The sequence below is a fragment of the Microbacterium sp. MPR-TSA4 genome, assembly GCF_058792815.1.
The window spans coordinates 13,377-29,224 of sequence record NZ_JBXAFF010000022.1 but is presented as its reverse complement, the minus strand read 5'-3'; the positions used below and the strand labels follow the sequence as shown (position 1 = coordinate 29,224).

16 protein-coding genes are annotated in these 15,848 nt (G+C 66.8%); 10 read left to right on the top strand and 6 right to left on the bottom strand.

What is annotated here, in order from left to right; all coding sequences use genetic code 11:
- The first annotated feature begins 161 nt into the window (after positions 1-161).
- Positions 162-914, top strand: coding sequence for an enoyl-CoA hydratase/isomerase family protein (locus AC1Q49_RS10430; protein WP_234001595.1), 753 nt, complete (start codon positions 162-164; stop codon positions 912-914).
- Positions 911-1,759: a 3-hydroxyacyl-CoA dehydrogenase family protein gene (locus AC1Q49_RS10425; RefSeq protein ID WP_005054991.1), complete on the top strand. Its 849-nt coding sequence runs from the start codon at positions 911-913 to the stop codon at positions 1,757-1,759. Before AC1Q49_RS10430 ends, AC1Q49_RS10425 begins: the two co-directional genes overlap by 4 nt.
- A gap of 28 nt (positions 1,760-1,787) precedes the next feature.
- On the opposite strand, the gene AC1Q49_RS10420 is transcribed toward AC1Q49_RS10425, so the two are convergent.
- From AC1Q49_RS10420 to AC1Q49_RS10410, 3 genes are all read right to left on the bottom strand, one after another.
- Positions 1,788-2,801, bottom strand: coding sequence for an alcohol dehydrogenase (locus tag AC1Q49_RS10420; protein WP_245610949.1), 1,014 nt, complete (start codon positions 2,799-2,801; stop codon positions 1,788-1,790).
- Between the two features lie 148 nt (positions 2,802-2,949).
- Positions 2,950-3,927: a LysR family transcriptional regulator gene (locus AC1Q49_RS10415; RefSeq protein ID WP_245610948.1), complete on the bottom strand. Its 978-nt coding sequence runs from the start codon at positions 3,925-3,927 to the stop codon at positions 2,950-2,952.
- Positions 3,928-3,949: 22 nt separating this feature from the next.
- The gene (locus AC1Q49_RS10410) at positions 3,950-4,705 is read right to left on the bottom strand and encodes an SDR family NAD(P)-dependent oxidoreductase (protein ID WP_045246912.1); all 756 of its coding nucleotides are present in this window, start codon (positions 4,703-4,705) and stop codon (positions 3,950-3,952) included.
- Positions 4,706-4,857: 152 nt separating this feature from the next.
- Here AC1Q49_RS10410 and AC1Q49_RS10405 point away from each other — a divergent pair, with 152 nt between their 5' ends.
- From AC1Q49_RS10405 to AC1Q49_RS10380, 6 genes are all read left to right on the top strand, one after another.
- Positions 4,858-6,183 (top strand): CaiB/BaiF CoA transferase family protein, encoded by a 1,326-nt coding sequence (locus AC1Q49_RS10405; RefSeq protein ID WP_492492036.1) that lies wholly within the window; start codon positions 4,858-4,860, stop codon positions 6,181-6,183.
- A 3-nt stretch (positions 6,184-6,186) separates the two neighbouring features.
- Positions 6,187-7,389 carry an acyl-CoA dehydrogenase family protein gene (locus tag AC1Q49_RS10400; RefSeq protein ID WP_492492034.1) on the top strand — a complete coding sequence of 401 codons (1,203 nt, stop codon included), beginning with the start codon at positions 6,187-6,189 and terminating at the stop codon, positions 7,387-7,389.
- A gap of 29 nt (positions 7,390-7,418) precedes the next feature.
- Positions 7,419-8,594, top strand: a complete 1,176-nt coding sequence (locus AC1Q49_RS10395; protein WP_045246910.1) for a thiolase family protein — start codon at positions 7,419-7,421, stop codon at positions 8,592-8,594.
- A 1,474-nt stretch (positions 8,595-10,068) separates the two neighbouring features.
- The gene (locus AC1Q49_RS10390) at positions 10,069-11,181 is read left to right on the top strand and encodes a cytochrome P450 (RefSeq protein ID WP_492492031.1); all 1,113 of its coding nucleotides are present in this window, start codon (positions 10,069-10,071) and stop codon (positions 11,179-11,181) included.
- Positions 11,174-12,469 (top strand): MFS transporter, encoded by a 1,296-nt coding sequence (locus tag AC1Q49_RS10385; protein WP_492492029.1) that lies wholly within the window; start codon positions 11,174-11,176, stop codon positions 12,467-12,469. The genes AC1Q49_RS10390 and AC1Q49_RS10385 overlap by 8 nt, the downstream gene beginning before the upstream one ends.
- Positions 12,470-12,603: 134 nt before the next feature.
- A complete protein-coding gene (locus tag AC1Q49_RS10380) occupies positions 12,604-12,759 on the top strand; it encodes a hypothetical protein (RefSeq protein ID WP_492492027.1) in 156 nt (51 codons plus the stop codon).
- On the opposite strand, the gene AC1Q49_RS10375 is transcribed toward AC1Q49_RS10380, so the two are convergent.
- Positions 12,751-13,152, bottom strand: coding sequence for a DoxX family protein (locus tag AC1Q49_RS10375; protein ID WP_492492025.1), 402 nt, complete (start codon positions 13,150-13,152; stop codon positions 12,751-12,753). The two genes, AC1Q49_RS10380 and AC1Q49_RS10375, sit on opposite strands and share 9 nt — an antisense overlap.
- 69 nt (positions 13,153-13,221) lie before the next feature.
- On the opposite strand from AC1Q49_RS10375, the gene AC1Q49_RS10370 reads away from it, so the two are divergent.
- Complete coding sequence (locus AC1Q49_RS10370; RefSeq protein WP_255266107.1) at positions 13,222-13,494, top strand: hypothetical protein; 273 nt, start codon at positions 13,222-13,224, stop codon at positions 13,492-13,494.
- Between the two features lie 24 nt (positions 13,495-13,518).
- Here AC1Q49_RS10370 and AC1Q49_RS10365 read toward each other — a convergent pair whose 3' ends face one another.
- Both AC1Q49_RS10365 and AC1Q49_RS10360 read right to left on the bottom strand, forming a co-directional pair.
- Entirely contained in the window at positions 13,519-13,983 is a 465-nt protein-coding gene (locus AC1Q49_RS10365) for a DUF6326 family protein (RefSeq protein WP_060961153.1), read from the bottom strand.
- Positions 13,984-14,026: 43 nt separating this feature from the next.
- Positions 14,027-15,049, bottom strand: a complete 1,023-nt coding sequence (locus tag AC1Q49_RS10360; protein ID WP_492492022.1) for an NAD(P)-dependent alcohol dehydrogenase — start codon at positions 15,047-15,049, stop codon at positions 14,027-14,029.
- A gap of 114 nt (positions 15,050-15,163) precedes the next feature.
- Between AC1Q49_RS10360 and AC1Q49_RS10355 the strand changes: the two genes are divergently transcribed.
- Complete coding sequence (locus AC1Q49_RS10355) at positions 15,164-15,835, top strand: TetR/AcrR family transcriptional regulator (protein WP_492492020.1); 672 nt, start codon at positions 15,164-15,166, stop codon at positions 15,833-15,835.
- The last annotated feature ends 13 nt before the right edge of the window (positions 15,836-15,848 follow it).

Genomic DNA, 15,848 nt, shown 5'->3' with positions numbered 1-15,848 from the left:
CAGATCGGCGGTCGTCTGGCGCGATACTGCCCACTCAGCCTGTCGCGCCGTGGCCGAGTTCGTCCAATACTGATCCCGGCCCAGATTGATGACGATGGCGCATCAGATGTACGTGGATCGGGTATTGGACGCGCATTGATCGGTGGTGGGAGGCTGGGACGGTGACCACTCTGATACTCCGCGAGGGCGCGGACCGGCTTCACGTCGAACTGAACCGTCCTGACGTGCGAAACGCGATCAACGACGACATGGTCGACGAACTTCACGCGGTATGCACGAGCCTGGAGCGAGAGCCCCGCATCCTGATTCTCACCGGAACCTCCACGCCCGAACGGGGTGTGTTCGCGGCTGGCGCAGACATCCGGCAGCTGCTCGAGCGCGGCCGCGACGAAGCGCTGGCCGGCATCAACTCCGGGCTGTTCACCCGTATCGCGCGGCTGCCTATGCCGGTGATCGCCGCGGTCGACGGGTTCGCGATCGGGGGCGGTGCGGAACTCGCGTACGCGGCCGACATCCGGATCGCGTCCACCCGCGCCGTGTTCGGCAACCCCGAGACGGCGATCGGAATCCTGGCCGCGGCCGGGGCGACCTGGCGGCTCGCCGAGCTGGTGGGGGAGCCGCTGGCCAAGGAGATCCTGTTCACGGGGCGCCGGCTGGACGCCGAGGAGGCGCTGCGGTGTGGGTTGGTGGCCTCGGTGCATGCACCCGACCAGTTGGCGGCTGCGGCGGACACAGTCGCCGATCGGATCGCGGGCCAGGATCCGCTCGCCCTCCGCGTCTCGAAGCGCGTGCTCGCTGCGCCGCGGGACGCCCACCCCCTTGTCGACGAACTCGCGCAGGCGATCCTGTTCGAGTCGGACGCCAAGACGCAGCTGATGACCCGATTCCTCAACCGTTCTCAGGAGACCCGATGATCACTGTTCCCTCCACCGTCGGCGTGATCGGGGGCGGCCGCATGGGCGCCGGTATCGCGCAAGTGTTCGCTCAGGCGGGCGCCCAGGTCACCGTGATCGAACGTGACCCGGCGGCGGCGGGCGCGGCCGCCGCGCGGTTGGCCGATGGGATCCGCAAGGCCGCGGAGCGGGATGCCTCGGTCGACGTCGACGCAATCGCCGGCCGCGTCGCGGCCAGCGCCGACTACGAGGCGCTGCGGAATGCCGAGCTCGTGATCGAAGCTGTCCCAGAGACATTCGCACTCAAGGTCGAGGCGATGCAGAGAGCAGAGGGGATCGTGGAGGAGTCGGCGTGGCTGGCCACGAATACCTCATCGTTGTCGGTGACAAGGCTCGCGGCGCAGCTGGCGAGGCCGGAGCGCGTGTGCGGACTGCACTTCTTCAATCCGGTGCCGCCCTCGTCACTCGTCGAGATCGTGCTGACGCCGTCGACCGACCCGGACCTGCGGCAACGGGCGGAGCAGTGGGTGACATCGCTGGGGAAGACCCCGATCGTCGTCAACGACGCGCCCGGCTTCGCGAGCTCCCGCCTGGGCGCGGCAATCGCGCTGGAAGCGATGCGGATGCTCGAAGAGGGGGTGGCCAGCGCTGAGGACATCGACACGGCGATGGTGCTGGGATACCGTCACGCGACAGGTCCGTTGCGCACCTCCGATCTTGTCGGGCTGGACGTGCGTCTCGGGATCGCCGAATACCTCTATGAGACGCTCGGCGAGCGGTTCGCCCCGCCGCAGATCCTCCGCGACAAGGTCGCGGCCGGGGAGCTGGGACGCAAGACGGGACGCGGCTTCTTCGACTACGCGTGAGTCGTGGCCGGCTGGACGCCCGGCGCGGTCACGCGCTGAGCACGATCCGGCCGGGCACGCCGCCCGCGGCGAGCCGGTCCAGCGCATCCTGCACCGCCGTCGCAGACAACTCCCCGTCGATGATCGGGAGGTGCGGGAGTGCGCCGCGCCGCGCGAGCCCGACGAGCTCCTCGAGCTCGCCGAGGGAACCGACGAAGCTTCCGCGGATGGTGATGATCTTCAGAGTGAGCAACGCGGTGGGGATGACCAGCTCTCCGCCGAACAGCCCGACCTGAACCATCGTTCCGCCCTTGCGGAGCGCGGCGAACGCAGCGGGAGCTGTTGTGGAGTTGTTGACGAAGTCCACGATCGCCGCGACCGGCCCACCGGCGCCGGCGACGATGGCGGCGGCAAGGTCTTCCTGGCGGGCGGAGATCGTCGTGGTCGCTCCGAGCTGCCGCGCCAGTTCCAGGTTGCGCTCCTGCAGGTCCACCGCGAGGACTGCTTCGTGGCCGAGCGCGCGCAGCGTGGCGATCGCCATCAACCCGACACCGCCGGCGCCTATCACCACGACCGGATCGGACGCGGTGGCCGGAAGGGCCTTGCGCGCGGCACTGTAGGCGGTCAGGCCGGAGCAGGCGAGAGTTGCGGCCCACCGCTCTTCGATCCCGGTGACATCGAGGAGGTAACGGGGGTGCGGGACGAGGATGAACTCGGCATACCCGCCGTGGCGGGCGACGCCGAGGTTGCGGGGCGAGGGGCACAGGTTCTCGTGACCTGCCTGGCATGCGTCGCAGGATCCGTCGCCGATCCATGGGTAGACAAGGCGATGCTCACCCGGCGAGACCCCGTCGGCGTCGGGGCCGGCCGCTTCGACGACGCCGACGACCTCATGGCCGAGGACAAGCGGGTAGGTGACGCCCCGGTCGATCAGATTCAGACGCCCCCGGCTGCCGAGATCGTAGTACCCCTCACGCAGGTGCATGTCGGTGTGGCACACCCCGGACCGAACGACGCGCAGGAGCACTTCGGTGCCTTCGGGGGTTGGTGTCGGCAGTTCCACATCGGTCACCGTGTGGTCGTCTTGGAAGATCGCGAATGCGTGCATTGGTTGTCCTCGCCGTTGATGTACGCCCAGTGGACTCCACGCTTCCACTTCGTTCTGATTCTCTCCAATACCAAATGGCAGGCGGATTGATACCTGGCGCCCGTTAGCCCTGCGGCGTCGGGAGGACGGACTCGGACAATCGGAGCACGGCGTGCAGGGCACGGTCGTCGCTGTCGCGCAGCCACGCCATCCGCAGCTCGACAGGTGCGACGTCGTCGGTCAGGCGCAGGAAGCGCAAGTGCGGGTCGGCGATGCTGTCGATCACCGAGGACAGGGTCAATGAGCAGCCGATCTCGGCGGAGACGAGGGACATCAGCGTCCACGAGTCAGGTGCGTGCTGGACGACATCGGCGTTGAACCCAGCGGCTCTGCTCATCTGTCGCAGTCGCTCCAGCAGCAACGTTCCGGTCTGCGGTTGGAGCGACACGAACGGCTCGCCCTCGAACTGCGCGATCGACACGGCACCGGCGTCGGCTAGACGGTGGGTCTCCGGGACGGCGATGACGAGTTCCTCGACAGCGATCACGCGGGTGCGCACGGCGGCGGGAATGTGGTCCCACCTGCCGAGGGCGATGTCGATGTCCCCACGGGTCAGCAGCTGCATCGCGGGTTGCGCGAAATGCTGGCTGAGCAGCTCGAGGTGAATGCCCGGGTGGTTCTGGTTGACCGCGCGGGCGAGCAATCCGACCATCACGTTGGAGGACGCACCCGCGTACGCCAGACGGACGTGACCGATCTCGCCCGTCCCGGCTGCGCGGGCGACCCTGCTCACCCGATCAAGCGCGTCCAGGACCTCCTGAGCGGGTGCGACGAGGGCCTCGCCCACCGAGGTCAGCGTTACCTTGCGGGTGCTCCGCTCGAACAGCCGCGCACCCAACTCCCGCTCCAGCTGCTGGATGCCGCGGCTGATCGGTGGCTGCGCCATATGCAGGCGCTCGGCTGCCCGGCCGAAGTGCAGTTCCTCGGCGACGGCGAGGAAGGCGCGCAGCTGCTGCAGATCCATCCAGGGATTATTGCAGATCCCGTACCGATCGAAGGTGGATTGGCGCGCATGACTGGATGAATCGGCCGGGGTCGACACAACAGACCCCGGCCGACCGGGATCACTGCGCGGTGTAGCCGCCGTCCACGACATACTCGGCGCCGGTGACGAAGGAAGCCTCGTCCGAGGCGAGGAAGAGTACGACGTTCGAGACTTCCTCGGGCTGGCCGGGCCGGTCGAGGATCGTCGTGGACAGCACCGCCTTCGTCGACTCCGGCGTCGCCAGCAGCCCCGTGGTCATGGGGGTGGCGATGACACCGGGATGCACAGAGTTCACCCGGATGCCGTACTTGGCCAGGTCCACCGCGCTGGCCTTGGTCAGCAGCCGGACGGCGCCCTTTGACGCCTCATACGCGGCGGCGCTCGGTGCGCCGACGATGCCGTAGATGGACGAGATGTTCACGATCGATCCGCCGCCTGCGCGGACCAGAGCAGGCACCGCGGCCTTCGTGCCGAGGAAGACACCCTTGGCATTGATGCGGAAGATGAGGTCCCACTCCTCCTCTGTGGTCGCCTCGACGGGCTTGAGGATGAGCACCCCCGCGTTGTTGACCAGGATGTCGAGCCGACCGAAACGCTGCTCGGCTTCTACCACGATCTCGTCCCACCTCGCCGCGATCGCGACGTCCTGCTCCAGCCCCACGACCGTCCCGCCGTCACGGTTCGCTTCGGCGACGGTCTGCTCGAGCCCGGCGGAGTCGACGTCGGTGGCGAGGACGCTCGCCCCTTCCTGGGCGAGGCGGCGCACATGCGCGCGCCCCATCCCGTTCGCCGCGCCGGTGACGATCGCGACCTTGCCTGCAAGCCTGCTACCCATGGGTTCTCCTTAGCCTCATTGCTGATCACGCCCAGGCGCAGGCCGCTGCCGGCCCCGTCGCCTCGACGCTCCCCAGGGTGATGTCCAAACGGGAGTCTCGAGTGTGCCGTTCTGGAACAGCCCCTCGTTTCATGAGATCACAGCATCAATACGTGTCCGATCAGGTATTGGACGGACATAAACGGCTGCTGGGAGTCTGGATGGACATGACGACGACTGAGGTGTTCCCGATGATGAAGAGCTCGCTCCCGGATGACCGGACGGTGCAGGACGTTCCCGGCGGCCCTTTCGACGGCCTCCTAGTCGCCGATTTCGGCCGGGTACTTGCCGGCCCTTACTGCACGATGCTGCTCGCGGACCTCGGCGCGACGGTCATCAAGGTGGAGAGCCCGCTGGGGGATGAGACACGCAGCTACCGGCCACCGGAGTACCGAGGCGAGTCGACCTACTTCCTCTCCATCAACAGGAACAAGCAGTCTGTGGTGCTGGACTTCCGCAACCCCGATGACCTTGTCCTCGCACAGCGTCTCGCGGCCCGAGCCGATGTGGTCACAGAGAACTTCAAACCCGGCGGGCTCCGGCGATTCGGCCTGGACTACGAGTCCGTCAAGCGGGAGAACCCCAATGTGATCTACGCGTCGATCACCGGCTTCGGCACCGCGGGAGGCGCAGGGCTCGCCGGCTACGACCTGCTCGCACAGGCGCTGTCCGGACTGATGAGCGTGACCGGCGCGCCGAACACGGAAGGATTCCGCGCGGGCGTTGCGGTGTTCGATGTGATCACCGGATTGCACACCTGCATCGCGATCACCTCCGCCCTTTACCACCGACAGCGCTCGGGAGAGGGACAGCACGTCGAACTGAACCTGCTGTCCTCCGCACTGTCGGGCATGGTCAACCAGACCGGTGGGTTCCTGCTGAGCGGGCAGTCTCCGACCCGGATGGCCAACGACCACCCCAGCGTCTACCCCTACGCACCGTTCCCCACCCGTGACGGGGAACTGGTGCTCGCGATCGGCAACGACGCGCAGTTCGCCACGTTCTGCGACACCATCGGGCTGCCGCAGCTGGCCGCAGACACCCGCTTCGCGTCCAATGCGGACCGCAGCGCGCACCGAGACGCCCTGCGCCCGTTGCTGACAGCACGGCTGGCGTCCAAGACCGCATGGGAATGGTTCGACATCCTCAGCCCGTTGCAGGTCCCATGCGCGCCGGTCCTGGATGTTCGCGGAGGCGTCGAGTTCGCCGCCAAGATCGGGCTGGACCCGAGCGTTCCGGCCGGCACCGACGACCAGGCGGTGCCCACCATTCGCAACCCGATCACGTTCTCCCGCACCCCCGCGAGTTACCGCACCGCGCCTCCTGCACTCGACCAGGATGGCGAGGCGGTCCGACGGTGGCTGCAAGACGCGGAAGGCGATGAACACCACGTCGGCGACCGGGTTACCGTCCCGGCGATTCGGGAAGAGGGACACTGAGAGATGACGATCACGAAGACAGCACATCCGGTGGACACGGACTTCTATCAGATCGGTGATCTTCTCGGCGACGACGACCGCAACCTCATCACACGTGTGCGCGGATTCGTGGATTCCGAGGTCCTGCCAATTATCAACGAGTACTGGGAGTTAGCGGACTTCCCCTACCAGATCCTCCCCGCACTGGGCGAGCTGGGAATCGTGGGCACCGCGATCCAGGGCTACGGCTGCCCGGGACTGACCCGACTGCAGACCGGCCTCGTCGCGATGGAACTGTCCCGTGGAGACGGGAGTGTGAACACGCTCAATGCCGTGCACTCGGGACTTGCGATGGGCAGCATCGCACTGCTCGGCGACGACGAGCAGAAGCAGCGCTGGCTGCCCGAAATGGCAGCCCTCCGCAAGCTCGGCGCGTTCGCGCTGACCGAGCCCGATCACGGCTCCGACTCCGTCGCCCTGGAGACCACTGCCCGCCGCGACGGGAACGCGTATGTCATAGACGGTGCCAAGCGGTGGATCGGACTCGGCCATGTCGCCGACATCGTCATCATCTGGGCACGCGACACCGCAGACTCGAAGGTGAAGGCATTCGTCCTTGAGAAGAATGCAGATGGAGGATACCCCGACGGATATGAGGCCGAGGCGATCACCGGGAAGATCGCTAAGCGCGCGATCCAGCAGGCGCACATCGAGATCTCCGGACTGAGGATCCCTGCCGGGAACAAGCTCGCGAAGTCGAGCTCCTTTCGGGACGTCTCCGCGATCCTCAACCGCACCCGCAGCACCGTCGCGTGGGAGGCGCTCGGGCACGCACTCGCCGCGTACGAGGCGGCAGCGGCCTACGTCCAGGAGCGCGTCCAGTTCGGCAAGCCCATCGCGAGCTACCAGCTGGTGCAGAACAAGCTGGCCAACATGCTCGCCGATCTCACGGCGATGCAGCTGCTGTGCTTCCGCACAGCCACCCTGCAGGATGAAGGCCGACTGACGAACGAACAGGCCTCGCTCGCGAAGATGTTCACGGGCCAGCACGCGCGTGCACTCTGCCGGGATGCCCGTGACCTGCTCGGCGGCAACGGACTCCTTCTGGAGAACCACGTCGCCCGCCACCTCACCGACATGGAAGTCGTCCACACGTATGAGGGAACCGACTTCATCCAGTCGCTCATCATCGGCCGCCAGATCACCGGGATCTCAGCGTTCGTCTGACCCTCGGCCGACCACGAAGGGAGCCCGCCATGACCGCGAGCTTTGTCTACGATGCTGTCCGCACCCCGTTCGGGCGGGCGGGTGGCGCGCTCAGCGGCATTCGGCCCGACGATCTCGCCGCAGTCGTCATGAAGGCGACCGTCGAGCGCATGGGCCTCGACCCCGCGCGCATCGATGACGTGATCTTCGGCGATGCGAACCAAGCAGGAGAGGACAACCGCGACGTCGCCCGTTTCGGGGCGCTGCTGGCAGGATTCCCCACCAGTGTCACCGGCGTGACCGTCAACCGACTCTGCTCGTCGTCGCTGGAAGCGGTGATCCAGGCCGCCCGCGCTGTCGAGACCGGCGACGCCGGTCTCGTGCTCGCCGGCGGAGTGGAGTCGATGAGCCGGGCCCCGTTCATCGTGGAGAAGTCGCCGAGGCCTTGGCCGGCGGTCGGTAACCAGACGCTGTGGAACACCTCCATCGGGTGGCGGATGACCAACCCGAAGCTGCCGAAGCAGTGGACCATCTCCAATGGAGAATCGGCCGAGAAGATCGCCCGAGAGTGGGGACTCTCCCGAGATGCCCAGGACGAGTTCGCCGTGCGCTCTCACCGGCTGGCAGCTAAAGCGTGGGCTGACGGGGTCTACGATGGCGAGATCGTGCACGTGCCAGGAGCCGACCTGGCACGCGACGAGGGCATCCGGGACGACACTTCCGTGGACAAGCTCGCCGGGCTTACTCCGTTGTTCGCGCGCGACGGCGAAGGCACCGTCACCGCCGGGAACTCCTCGCCGATCAACGACGGCGCTTCCGCCGTTCTGATCGCCGCGGAGGGTGCGCTGCCCGGCGAGCCACTCGCGCGGATCGCGGGACGCGGAGCGCATGGCGTCGATCCGCATCTGTTCCCGATCGCGCCGATCGAGGCGGCGAACAAGGCGCTGGCACGCGCCGGCCGGTCCTGGGCCGATGTCGACGTGGTCGAGCTCAACGAGGCGTTCGCTTCACAGTCGCTCGCATGCGTCGCCGGCTGGCCTGAACTTGATCCTGAGAGGGTCAACATCCACGGCGGAGCGCTGGCCATCGGCCATCCGCTGGGCGCTTCGGGGGGCCGCATTCTCGGGCATGCCGCGCATGAGCTTGCGCGACGCGGAGGCGGCGTCGCCGTCGTGGCGATCTGCATCGGCGTGGGTCAAGGCCTCGCCGTCGTGCTGGAACGGTGACAGTGAGACCGCGAGCATCCGTTCGTGGTGAGGTCACTGGCAGTCCCAGAGTCAACCGAAGGCTCAGCATTCCCCTCCGACGTTCTTCCTCGACGGTGAGATGCTCGAGCTCGGCCAGCTGCAGTGACCTCCAGCGCTCTCGCCGCCGTGACAGGCCGCTGACCAGACAGGGTCGGCGCGTCAGAGAGCGGTGTAGGAATCCGCCATTTCCCGTGGAATCCTGAGTCCGGTACCACCGCCAACTAGCGTGGAATCCCTGGGGTTATCCGCCATCTCGAGCGGGAACCTACAGTAGGTGGAGGTTCCGCGCCGAAATGACATCGACGTCTCGGCCGAGGTGACTAGTTCGAGCCCCGTTCGCCAATTCGGAGCTCGCGCCTGCCAGCTGATTCGGCGCACGCAGGGAAGGGTGACGACTGATGAGTTCCGAACGTGGACGGTGTGGAAATCCGCCACTTCTCGTGGAATCTTGGCCGCGAGACTACTGCCAACAACCGTGGAATCGCGGCATTCCCCGCCATATCGAGCGGGAACCTACAGTAGTACGCGTGAGCCTAAGGGAAGTTGTTGTAGGTTCCGGATTGACTTTTCTACTTCGCAGACCGAATGTCCAAGCGGCAATTCGGGAGCGTGATCGGCGCGGATGCGTCATTCGGGTCGATGGTCTGACGCGAACTGCTTCCTGCCCACGAATGTACGCCTGAGGGGTCAGCCCAGATGGTGCGCGCCCACTCGTCGGGCCGTGCCCGAACGACCTGTCCATCGTTCGGGTACTCAGCTGGCCGGTGGACAGATCCTGCACACGATCGACGACGCCAGGTCACAGTCGGAGCAGGGCTTCGGCCGTTCCTGCGGATACCTCGGCACATCCCGGACCGCGATGCTGGCGACGGAACGGGGATGGTAGTTGCGGAGGCCGACCTTTCGAATGCCGAGCGGGCTATGGCCCACTCCGTTACGTCGTCCGACGACGCACCCCGCAGCCCGCTACGCGCCGCCCTGGTCGGCCAGGAGAAGTCTCCGCAGCACGTCGGTGGCGAGCGTCGGATGGGCGGTCAGATCTCCGGACGAGGCGTTCGCGGACAGCCTCCCGATCTGCAGTCAGGCTGGATAGGGCGACATCATCGATGGCATCGCGGTTCGGCTCCGGAACTGATGGCCTATTGCCGGAAACACCTCCCAGACGACGGTAGCGGGAGGCTCTCTACGTCGGAGGTGCGTGCCAGCACCAGGCGGCGATCACCAGATATTTCGCAAGCGGAAAGTGCCGCCTGCGAAATTCGATAGAGTGATCGACATCTGTTCAACTGAGCAGGTGTCGATTTCACACGAATGAGGCTATTGATGCTCACAAAGATTCGCCGCCGACTGATCGCAGGCTCCATCCTCCGCCGCTCTGGGTACGCGCAGAAGTACGGGATCTGAGTTCTTCCGGTTCGGGGGTCGTTCAGGCGACCCCCGGTTCGTGCGAATCATGCGTGAGAAGAACCTCTATCTCGACCTGAGACGGCTCGATCGGATTGCCGAGCGCGACACGGCTTCCTTTGAAAACGGCGGCGCCACGATCGTCCTGGACTCCGTCGATATCGCTGACGTCACCACTGCCGATCCCCGCGAGTTCAGACCGCAGACCGCGTTCTTCCGCACGTACGCGCGTGATCCGCTTCCGGAAGATCTGCGTAAGGATCTCAGGGGAGGCATCATCCGCCTTGTGAACAGTCAGGAGGCGCGGGATGCCATCGCTGCGCCCCGCTTCGCTACTGGCGCCTTCCGGACGCAAGGGTGGGGTGTCGAGGCCATTCTTGAGATGCTGTTTCCGCTGATCTGCGGGCGACGAGACCCTGCCCTGCAACTGCTGACGCGTGAGTACGTCCGTCGGGTGGTCGTCGGATCCAGTGTGCGCGGGTTCAGGAAGAAGGAACGCACGCGCGTGAGTGGTGACATATGGGCCAGGATGTTGCCCCATATTCTGCATCTGTCGCCGGGAACTCATGACGATCTGATTGATGTGGCACTTCGTGTTCGCAGACGTCTCTCACCCCGAGAGCTCCCGGAGGTTTACTCCCGCATGGTGCTCTCGATGGTTGGCTTCACCGGGATCGGGCTTGAGTGGGCGGTTACGCTCGGCATGCGGAGAGCGAAGGATGGGTCTAGAGCACTCGACAAGTTCGCTGCCCGAACAATCGTCGACGAGAGTCAGCGCCTCGCGCCGGCGGCGTGGAAGCTCATTAGAGAACAACCGATCGAGGGTGCCGAGGGCAGCTATCGCCACGTTGTGTTGATGACGTCCGCTGTGCACAGAAGCAGTCGGCATTGGGAGAAGCCGCTGGAGTTTCTCCCGGGCAGATGGGAGTCTCCCAGTACGCCGACGACGGCGAACTTTCTTCCGTTCGGGAGAGGAGCGATGCTCTGCCCCGCGAGGCAGTTCGCCTTGGATGTGCTCTGTGTGGCGCTCGACACTCTCCGCGACGACTACATCATCGATATCGGAGCGCGTCGCTCCCTGCCCCGCGCGCACATACTGTTCGCGCCGCCACGTCGACGTATCCGCATCACCCGACGGGAACGAGGGACTTCTAGTGAGTAAGACACGCTCGGAACGCCCGGGCTTGCTCAAGAACGCGAACTATCGCCGGCTGCTGGGCGCATCCGCTTTCGGTGCGGTGTCGGCTGGCGCCGCGGGTATTGGACTGGATCTCGTCGCGGTCATCACTCTGCAGGCATCCGCATTCGAAGTCGGACTGATCAATGCGGTGGGGACCGTGTCGTATCTCGTCCTGAGTGTTCCGGTCGGTGTGCTCGTCGACCGCATGCGCAAGAGCGCGATCATGGGGTTCGCTGAGCTGCTCGCCGCCGTTGCCTTGCTGTGGATTCCGGTTGCGTTCATGCTGGGGATCCTTGAGTACTGGCAACTTCTGCTCGTCACCTTCGTCTCGGGATTCGCGGGGATGCTGTTCAGCATCGCGAGTCGAAGCGTCTTGCCAGACATCGTCGATGACGACAACGTCGCGCTTGCCTACTCTCGTCAAGAGAGCGCAACCACGGCGATCGACATCGTCGCACCCTTCGTCGTGGGGCAGGTGCTGCGATGGGTCGCCGCCCCCTTCGTCTTGCTGATCTCGTCGGTCGCTCGGGTGCTCTCCTCCATTCTGGCTTTCAGACTGCGAGGGTTGCCGGAGCGGGTCGATGAGCGCGCGGAGCCCTACTACCGCGCACTCGGTACCGGACTGCGATTCAGTCTGGGCAACAGGCCCGTCCGACTCATCGTGATCAGCACGGCGCTGATCAACTTCGGACTTGCCATGGGGTCGGCGGTGGAGACGATCTACTACGTCCGCACGCTGGAGATGTCAGCACCCGAGATCGGGGTGGTACTGATGTGCATCGGTATCGGCGGTCTCGCAGGGACGCTCATCGGTCCGATCATCAACAAGTCGCTCGGCGAACGCGTCGCGTTTCGAACCGTCACCATCGCGATGGTGCCCGTCGTGGCGATCTTGCCCTTGATCGCAGGATTCGGGCGCTTCGCCTACGTGGCCGTGGCCGCACAGGGAATGCTCTACGCGGTCCTCGTCGTCGTTTACAACGTGAACTCCTACTCGCTGACGTCCCGTCTCACGCCGCGATCGCTGATCGCTCGGCAGATGAGCTTTCTCGGGTTCGCGGGGATGGGGGTGGTTCCCATCGCCAGCTTGCTCGGAGGCTTCACGGGCACGGCGATTGGAGCGGTCTCGACGCTGTGGATCTGGGTCGGAATCTCCGTGCTGGCCGTGATCCCGACGCTGGCGCTCCCCGACGTCCGCGCGCCGCAGGAAGGCGGGGCCATACCTGCGGAGGATGCCGCGACCGAAGACTCAACACGCTCAGCCTCGTAGGAACCCGCCACTTCACGTCGAGCCCTGCGGGCATGCCCGCCGTGGGATGCCGGGGGATTCCAAGCTGGGCGTGCTGGCAGCGGCCGCCGGCATCTCGACGCAGCATCCGCCCCTGGACCAGTATCACCACGGCGGTGAAGGCTGCCTCCCTCCTTGCTCTCGCGGGCGAAGGATTCACCCGGTTCCGCACCGGCGGCTCGGCGGACAACGAGGCGATCATCCGCGCGAACGGCGCGCTGGGCTACCTCCGCGACGAGGAGTGGGTCACCCTCCAGCGTTGCTCAGTGTGAGTTCCCGAGCGCCCGTCGGATCAACGTGACCTGAAGCGGCAGCCGCACCAGCGATACGGCGAACGCGGCCCATGCCTTCGGCGTGCGTCGGCGCGCTGCCCGGCGGCCGAGGTCCACGCTCATCTGCATGTTCGCGGGCCAGACGGCGGCGAGCACCACCGCACTCGCTCGCCCGGCGGCGACGCGCGTCGACGGCACGATCAGCCCCACCGCGCACGCCAGCTCGGCGAGGCCCGAGACGATCACCAGCGGCCGATCCCACCGGCGCAGCACGCGCGGGATGATCGGAGTGAACACGCCCGGCCGCACGAGATGGATGACGCCCGACACCGCGAACGGCACCATCACGATCCAGGGGATGGTGGCCGTGGGCTTCTTCGCGCGACGTGTCATCACGCCATTCTCCCCGCCCGCCGACGCGCGGGGCCGCCGCGCGAACACCTCCGTTGGCCGCGTAGGCAGATGCTCTCCCCCTCAATCCTGGAGCGAGCCCGACCGGCACCTCGCCGTCGCCTGGGCCGCCGACTGCGCCAGCTGCGGGTGCAGGGTTCGCAACTCGCGCAGCCCATCGCCCAGCTGCACGACCTCGACGACGATCACGCAGGCATGATCGGTGAGCAGGATCACGGCATTCAAGCCGCGGTGCGCCCGGGGCCAGCCCGCTGGCTGAGCCGCGCGATCGACGAGAGCCCGGGCGCCGCGGACATCGATCCCGACACCGCCACCTGGCGATGAGGGTCATGTCCGCGGCGTCCGGAATCACCGATCGGTGCGGAGCACGAGCGCTTCGCGGCGAGAAACTGAGGTCCACGCGCGCTGCACGATGAACACCAGTAGCGCCAGCTCCGCCCCGATGGACAGCACGTAGAACGGTAGCCACTCGGCAGTCGATCCGGCGATGTTGAACGCCGAGTACGGCACGTACAGCGACGCCACTACGACGTTCACGATGCGGTTCGCCCGCGGCGGGAGGGTCACCGACAGTACGATCATCACCGCCGGGACCATCACCGAGGCGAGCATCCCCGTCAGCAGCGGCGGGTTCACCTCGAACTGCCAGACCATCCCGTCGAGGATGCCGGCGACGACATGCGGTTTGTAGAAGTTCAAGACGTCGACGTAGACGTACAGGAACATGAAGCTGGTCCAGGCGGCGGCGAGCTTCACCGGTGTGGGGATCGATGCGACGTCGAGTGCGGCGCGGGTCTTGAGCGTGGTGCACATGGGTTCTCCTTGGCTGTGGTGGGTGTGGTCCAGGGATGCCGCGTCACGGGATGACGACGAGCTTGCCGCGCGTGTGCCCGGTCGCGACCCGGCGGAGGGCGTCGGCGGCATCCGTCAGTGCGTAGCTCCGATCGACGACCGGCGTGATCTCGCCGCTCGCGAGCATCTCCGCGAGCGCGACCAGATCGTCACGGCGGCCGAGGGAGGTGAACGGCCGCAGTCGCTGGCGCGTCAGCGCGGACAGCAGACGCGCGCGGGCGATGCGACCGAGAGGCCCGATCCAGGCGCCGCCGCGACCGCTGTTCGGGATGAGCGTTCCGGTCGGGGTGAGGATCCGTCGCATCGCCGCGAGCGGCTGCGCCTCCACGCTGTCGAGGATCACGTCGAACCGCGTGCTCCCGTCGGTCACGTCGGTCGTCTCGTAGTCGATGACGTGATCGGCGCCGAGGCGGCGGACGAGCTCGGCGTTGCGCCCACTGCAGACGGCCGTGACCTCGGCGCCGAGCGCTTTCGCGATCTGCACCGCGAACGACCCCACGCCGCCGGAGGCCCCGGTGATCAGCACCGTCTGCCCGGCCGTCAACCGCGCCACGTCGCGCAGCGCCTGCAGCGCCGTCATCCCCGATGTCGGGACCGCGGCTGCGTCTGCCGCGGAGACGCCCGCGGGAACCGGCGCGAGATGATCCTCGCGGACGGTGGCGTACTCCGCGAGCGCGCCCGTCGTCGTCCACCCGAACACCCGGTCTCCGACGTGCACCGAGGTCACCTCCGCACCCACCGCTCGGACGATGCCGGCCAGGTCCATACCCGGGCTGCGCCGGCGAGGCCGCCGCAGCCCGAACGCCAGTCGCACCAGGCGCGGCCGGCCCGTCATCACGAAGTAGTCCCCCGGGTGCACGGATGCGGCGCCGACCTCGACGAGCACCTCCCGCCGGCCGGGCGACGGGACCTCGACGGCCCCGAGCGACAGCACCTCCGGCGTCCCGTATCGCTCCTGCACGAGCGCCTGCATCCGCCCCGGAGAGGTCACGGCAGCCGACGGATCCGGCGAGGCGGGGGTGGTCATGAGATCTCCTGGTGGTCGTGAGCGGCGGATTCGTACACCGTACGTCGTACACCGTACTATCGGACGTACGCTGTACGATTGTCAAGTCCTTCGACGCGATGAGGAGCCCGATCGATGGCGCGACGACGCCCGCCCACGCCTGTCGGCGCCGGTCTCAGCAAGGAGCGCGTCGTCGCCGAGGCGATGCGCATCGCCGACCGCGAGGGGGTGGAGCGACTCAGCATGCGCGCACTCGCCGCCGCGCTCGACGCCGGCGCCATGTCGCTGTATCACTACGTCGCGAACAAGGAGGAGCTGCTCGACGCGATGATCGATGTCGTCTTCGACGAGATCGCGCTGCCCTCCCTCGATGTCGACTGGACGGTCGCGATGCGCGCCGAGTCGGTCTCTGCGCACGAGGTGCTCGCCCGGCATCCGTGGGCGATCAGTCTGATGGAGTCGCGCACGTCGCCCGGGCCGGCGAACCTCCGTCACCGCGAGGCCGTGACCGCGTGCCTGCGCCGCGCCGGGTTCTCGGTCGAGATGGCGACCCACGCGAACTGGCTGCTCAGCAGTCATGTCTACGGCTACGCGCTGCAGGAGGCGAGCCTGCCGTTCGGCACGGCCGAGGAGCTCGCCGACATGACCGAGGAGGTGTATCTGCCGCAGGCGCCGGCGGAGCTGTATCCCTCGCTGCACGAGTCCGGTGCGCACCTCCTGGCGATCGGGTACGACCCGTCCCAGGAGTTCCTCTTCGGCCTCGATCTCGTGCTCGCCGCCCTCGAGGCGCTCCGCCCGAAGCCCTGACGACGCGAAAGCG

Bases quoted from the DNA above. Each gene is read 5' to 3' on its own strand.
- AC1Q49_RS10425 (WP_005054991.1), top strand. From the start codon at position 911: ATGATCACTGTTCCCTCCACCGTCGGCGTGATCGGGGGCGGCCGCATG.
- AC1Q49_RS10410 (WP_045246912.1), bottom strand. From the start codon at position 4,705: ATGGGTAGCAGGCTTGCAGGCAAGGTCGCGATCGTCACCGGCGCGGCG.
- AC1Q49_RS10400 (WP_492492034.1), top strand. From the start codon at position 6,187: ATGACGATCACGAAGACAGCACATCCGGTGGACACGGACTTCTATCAG.
- AC1Q49_RS10395 (WP_045246910.1), top strand. From the start codon at position 7,419: ATGACCGCGAGCTTTGTCTACGATGCTGTCCGCACCCCGTTCGGGCGG.
- AC1Q49_RS10390 (WP_492492031.1), top strand. From the start codon at position 10,069: ATGCGTGAGAAGAACCTCTATCTCGACCTGAGACGGCTCGATCGGATT.
- AC1Q49_RS10375 (WP_492492025.1), bottom strand. From the start codon at position 13,152: ATGACACGTCGCGCGAAGAAGCCCACGGCCACCATCCCCTGGATCGTG.
- AC1Q49_RS10370 (WP_255266107.1), top strand. From the start codon at position 13,222: ATGCTCTCCCCCTCAATCCTGGAGCGAGCCCGACCGGCACCTCGCCGT.
- AC1Q49_RS10365 (WP_060961153.1), bottom strand. From the start codon at position 13,983: ATGTGCACCACGCTCAAGACCCGCGCCGCACTCGACGTCGCATCGATC.
- AC1Q49_RS10360 (WP_492492022.1), bottom strand. From the start codon at position 15,049: ATGACCACCCCCGCCTCGCCGGATCCGTCGGCTGCCGTGACCTCTCCG.
- AC1Q49_RS10355 (WP_492492020.1), top strand. From the start codon at position 15,164: ATGGCGCGACGACGCCCGCCCACGCCTGTCGGCGCCGGTCTCAGCAAG.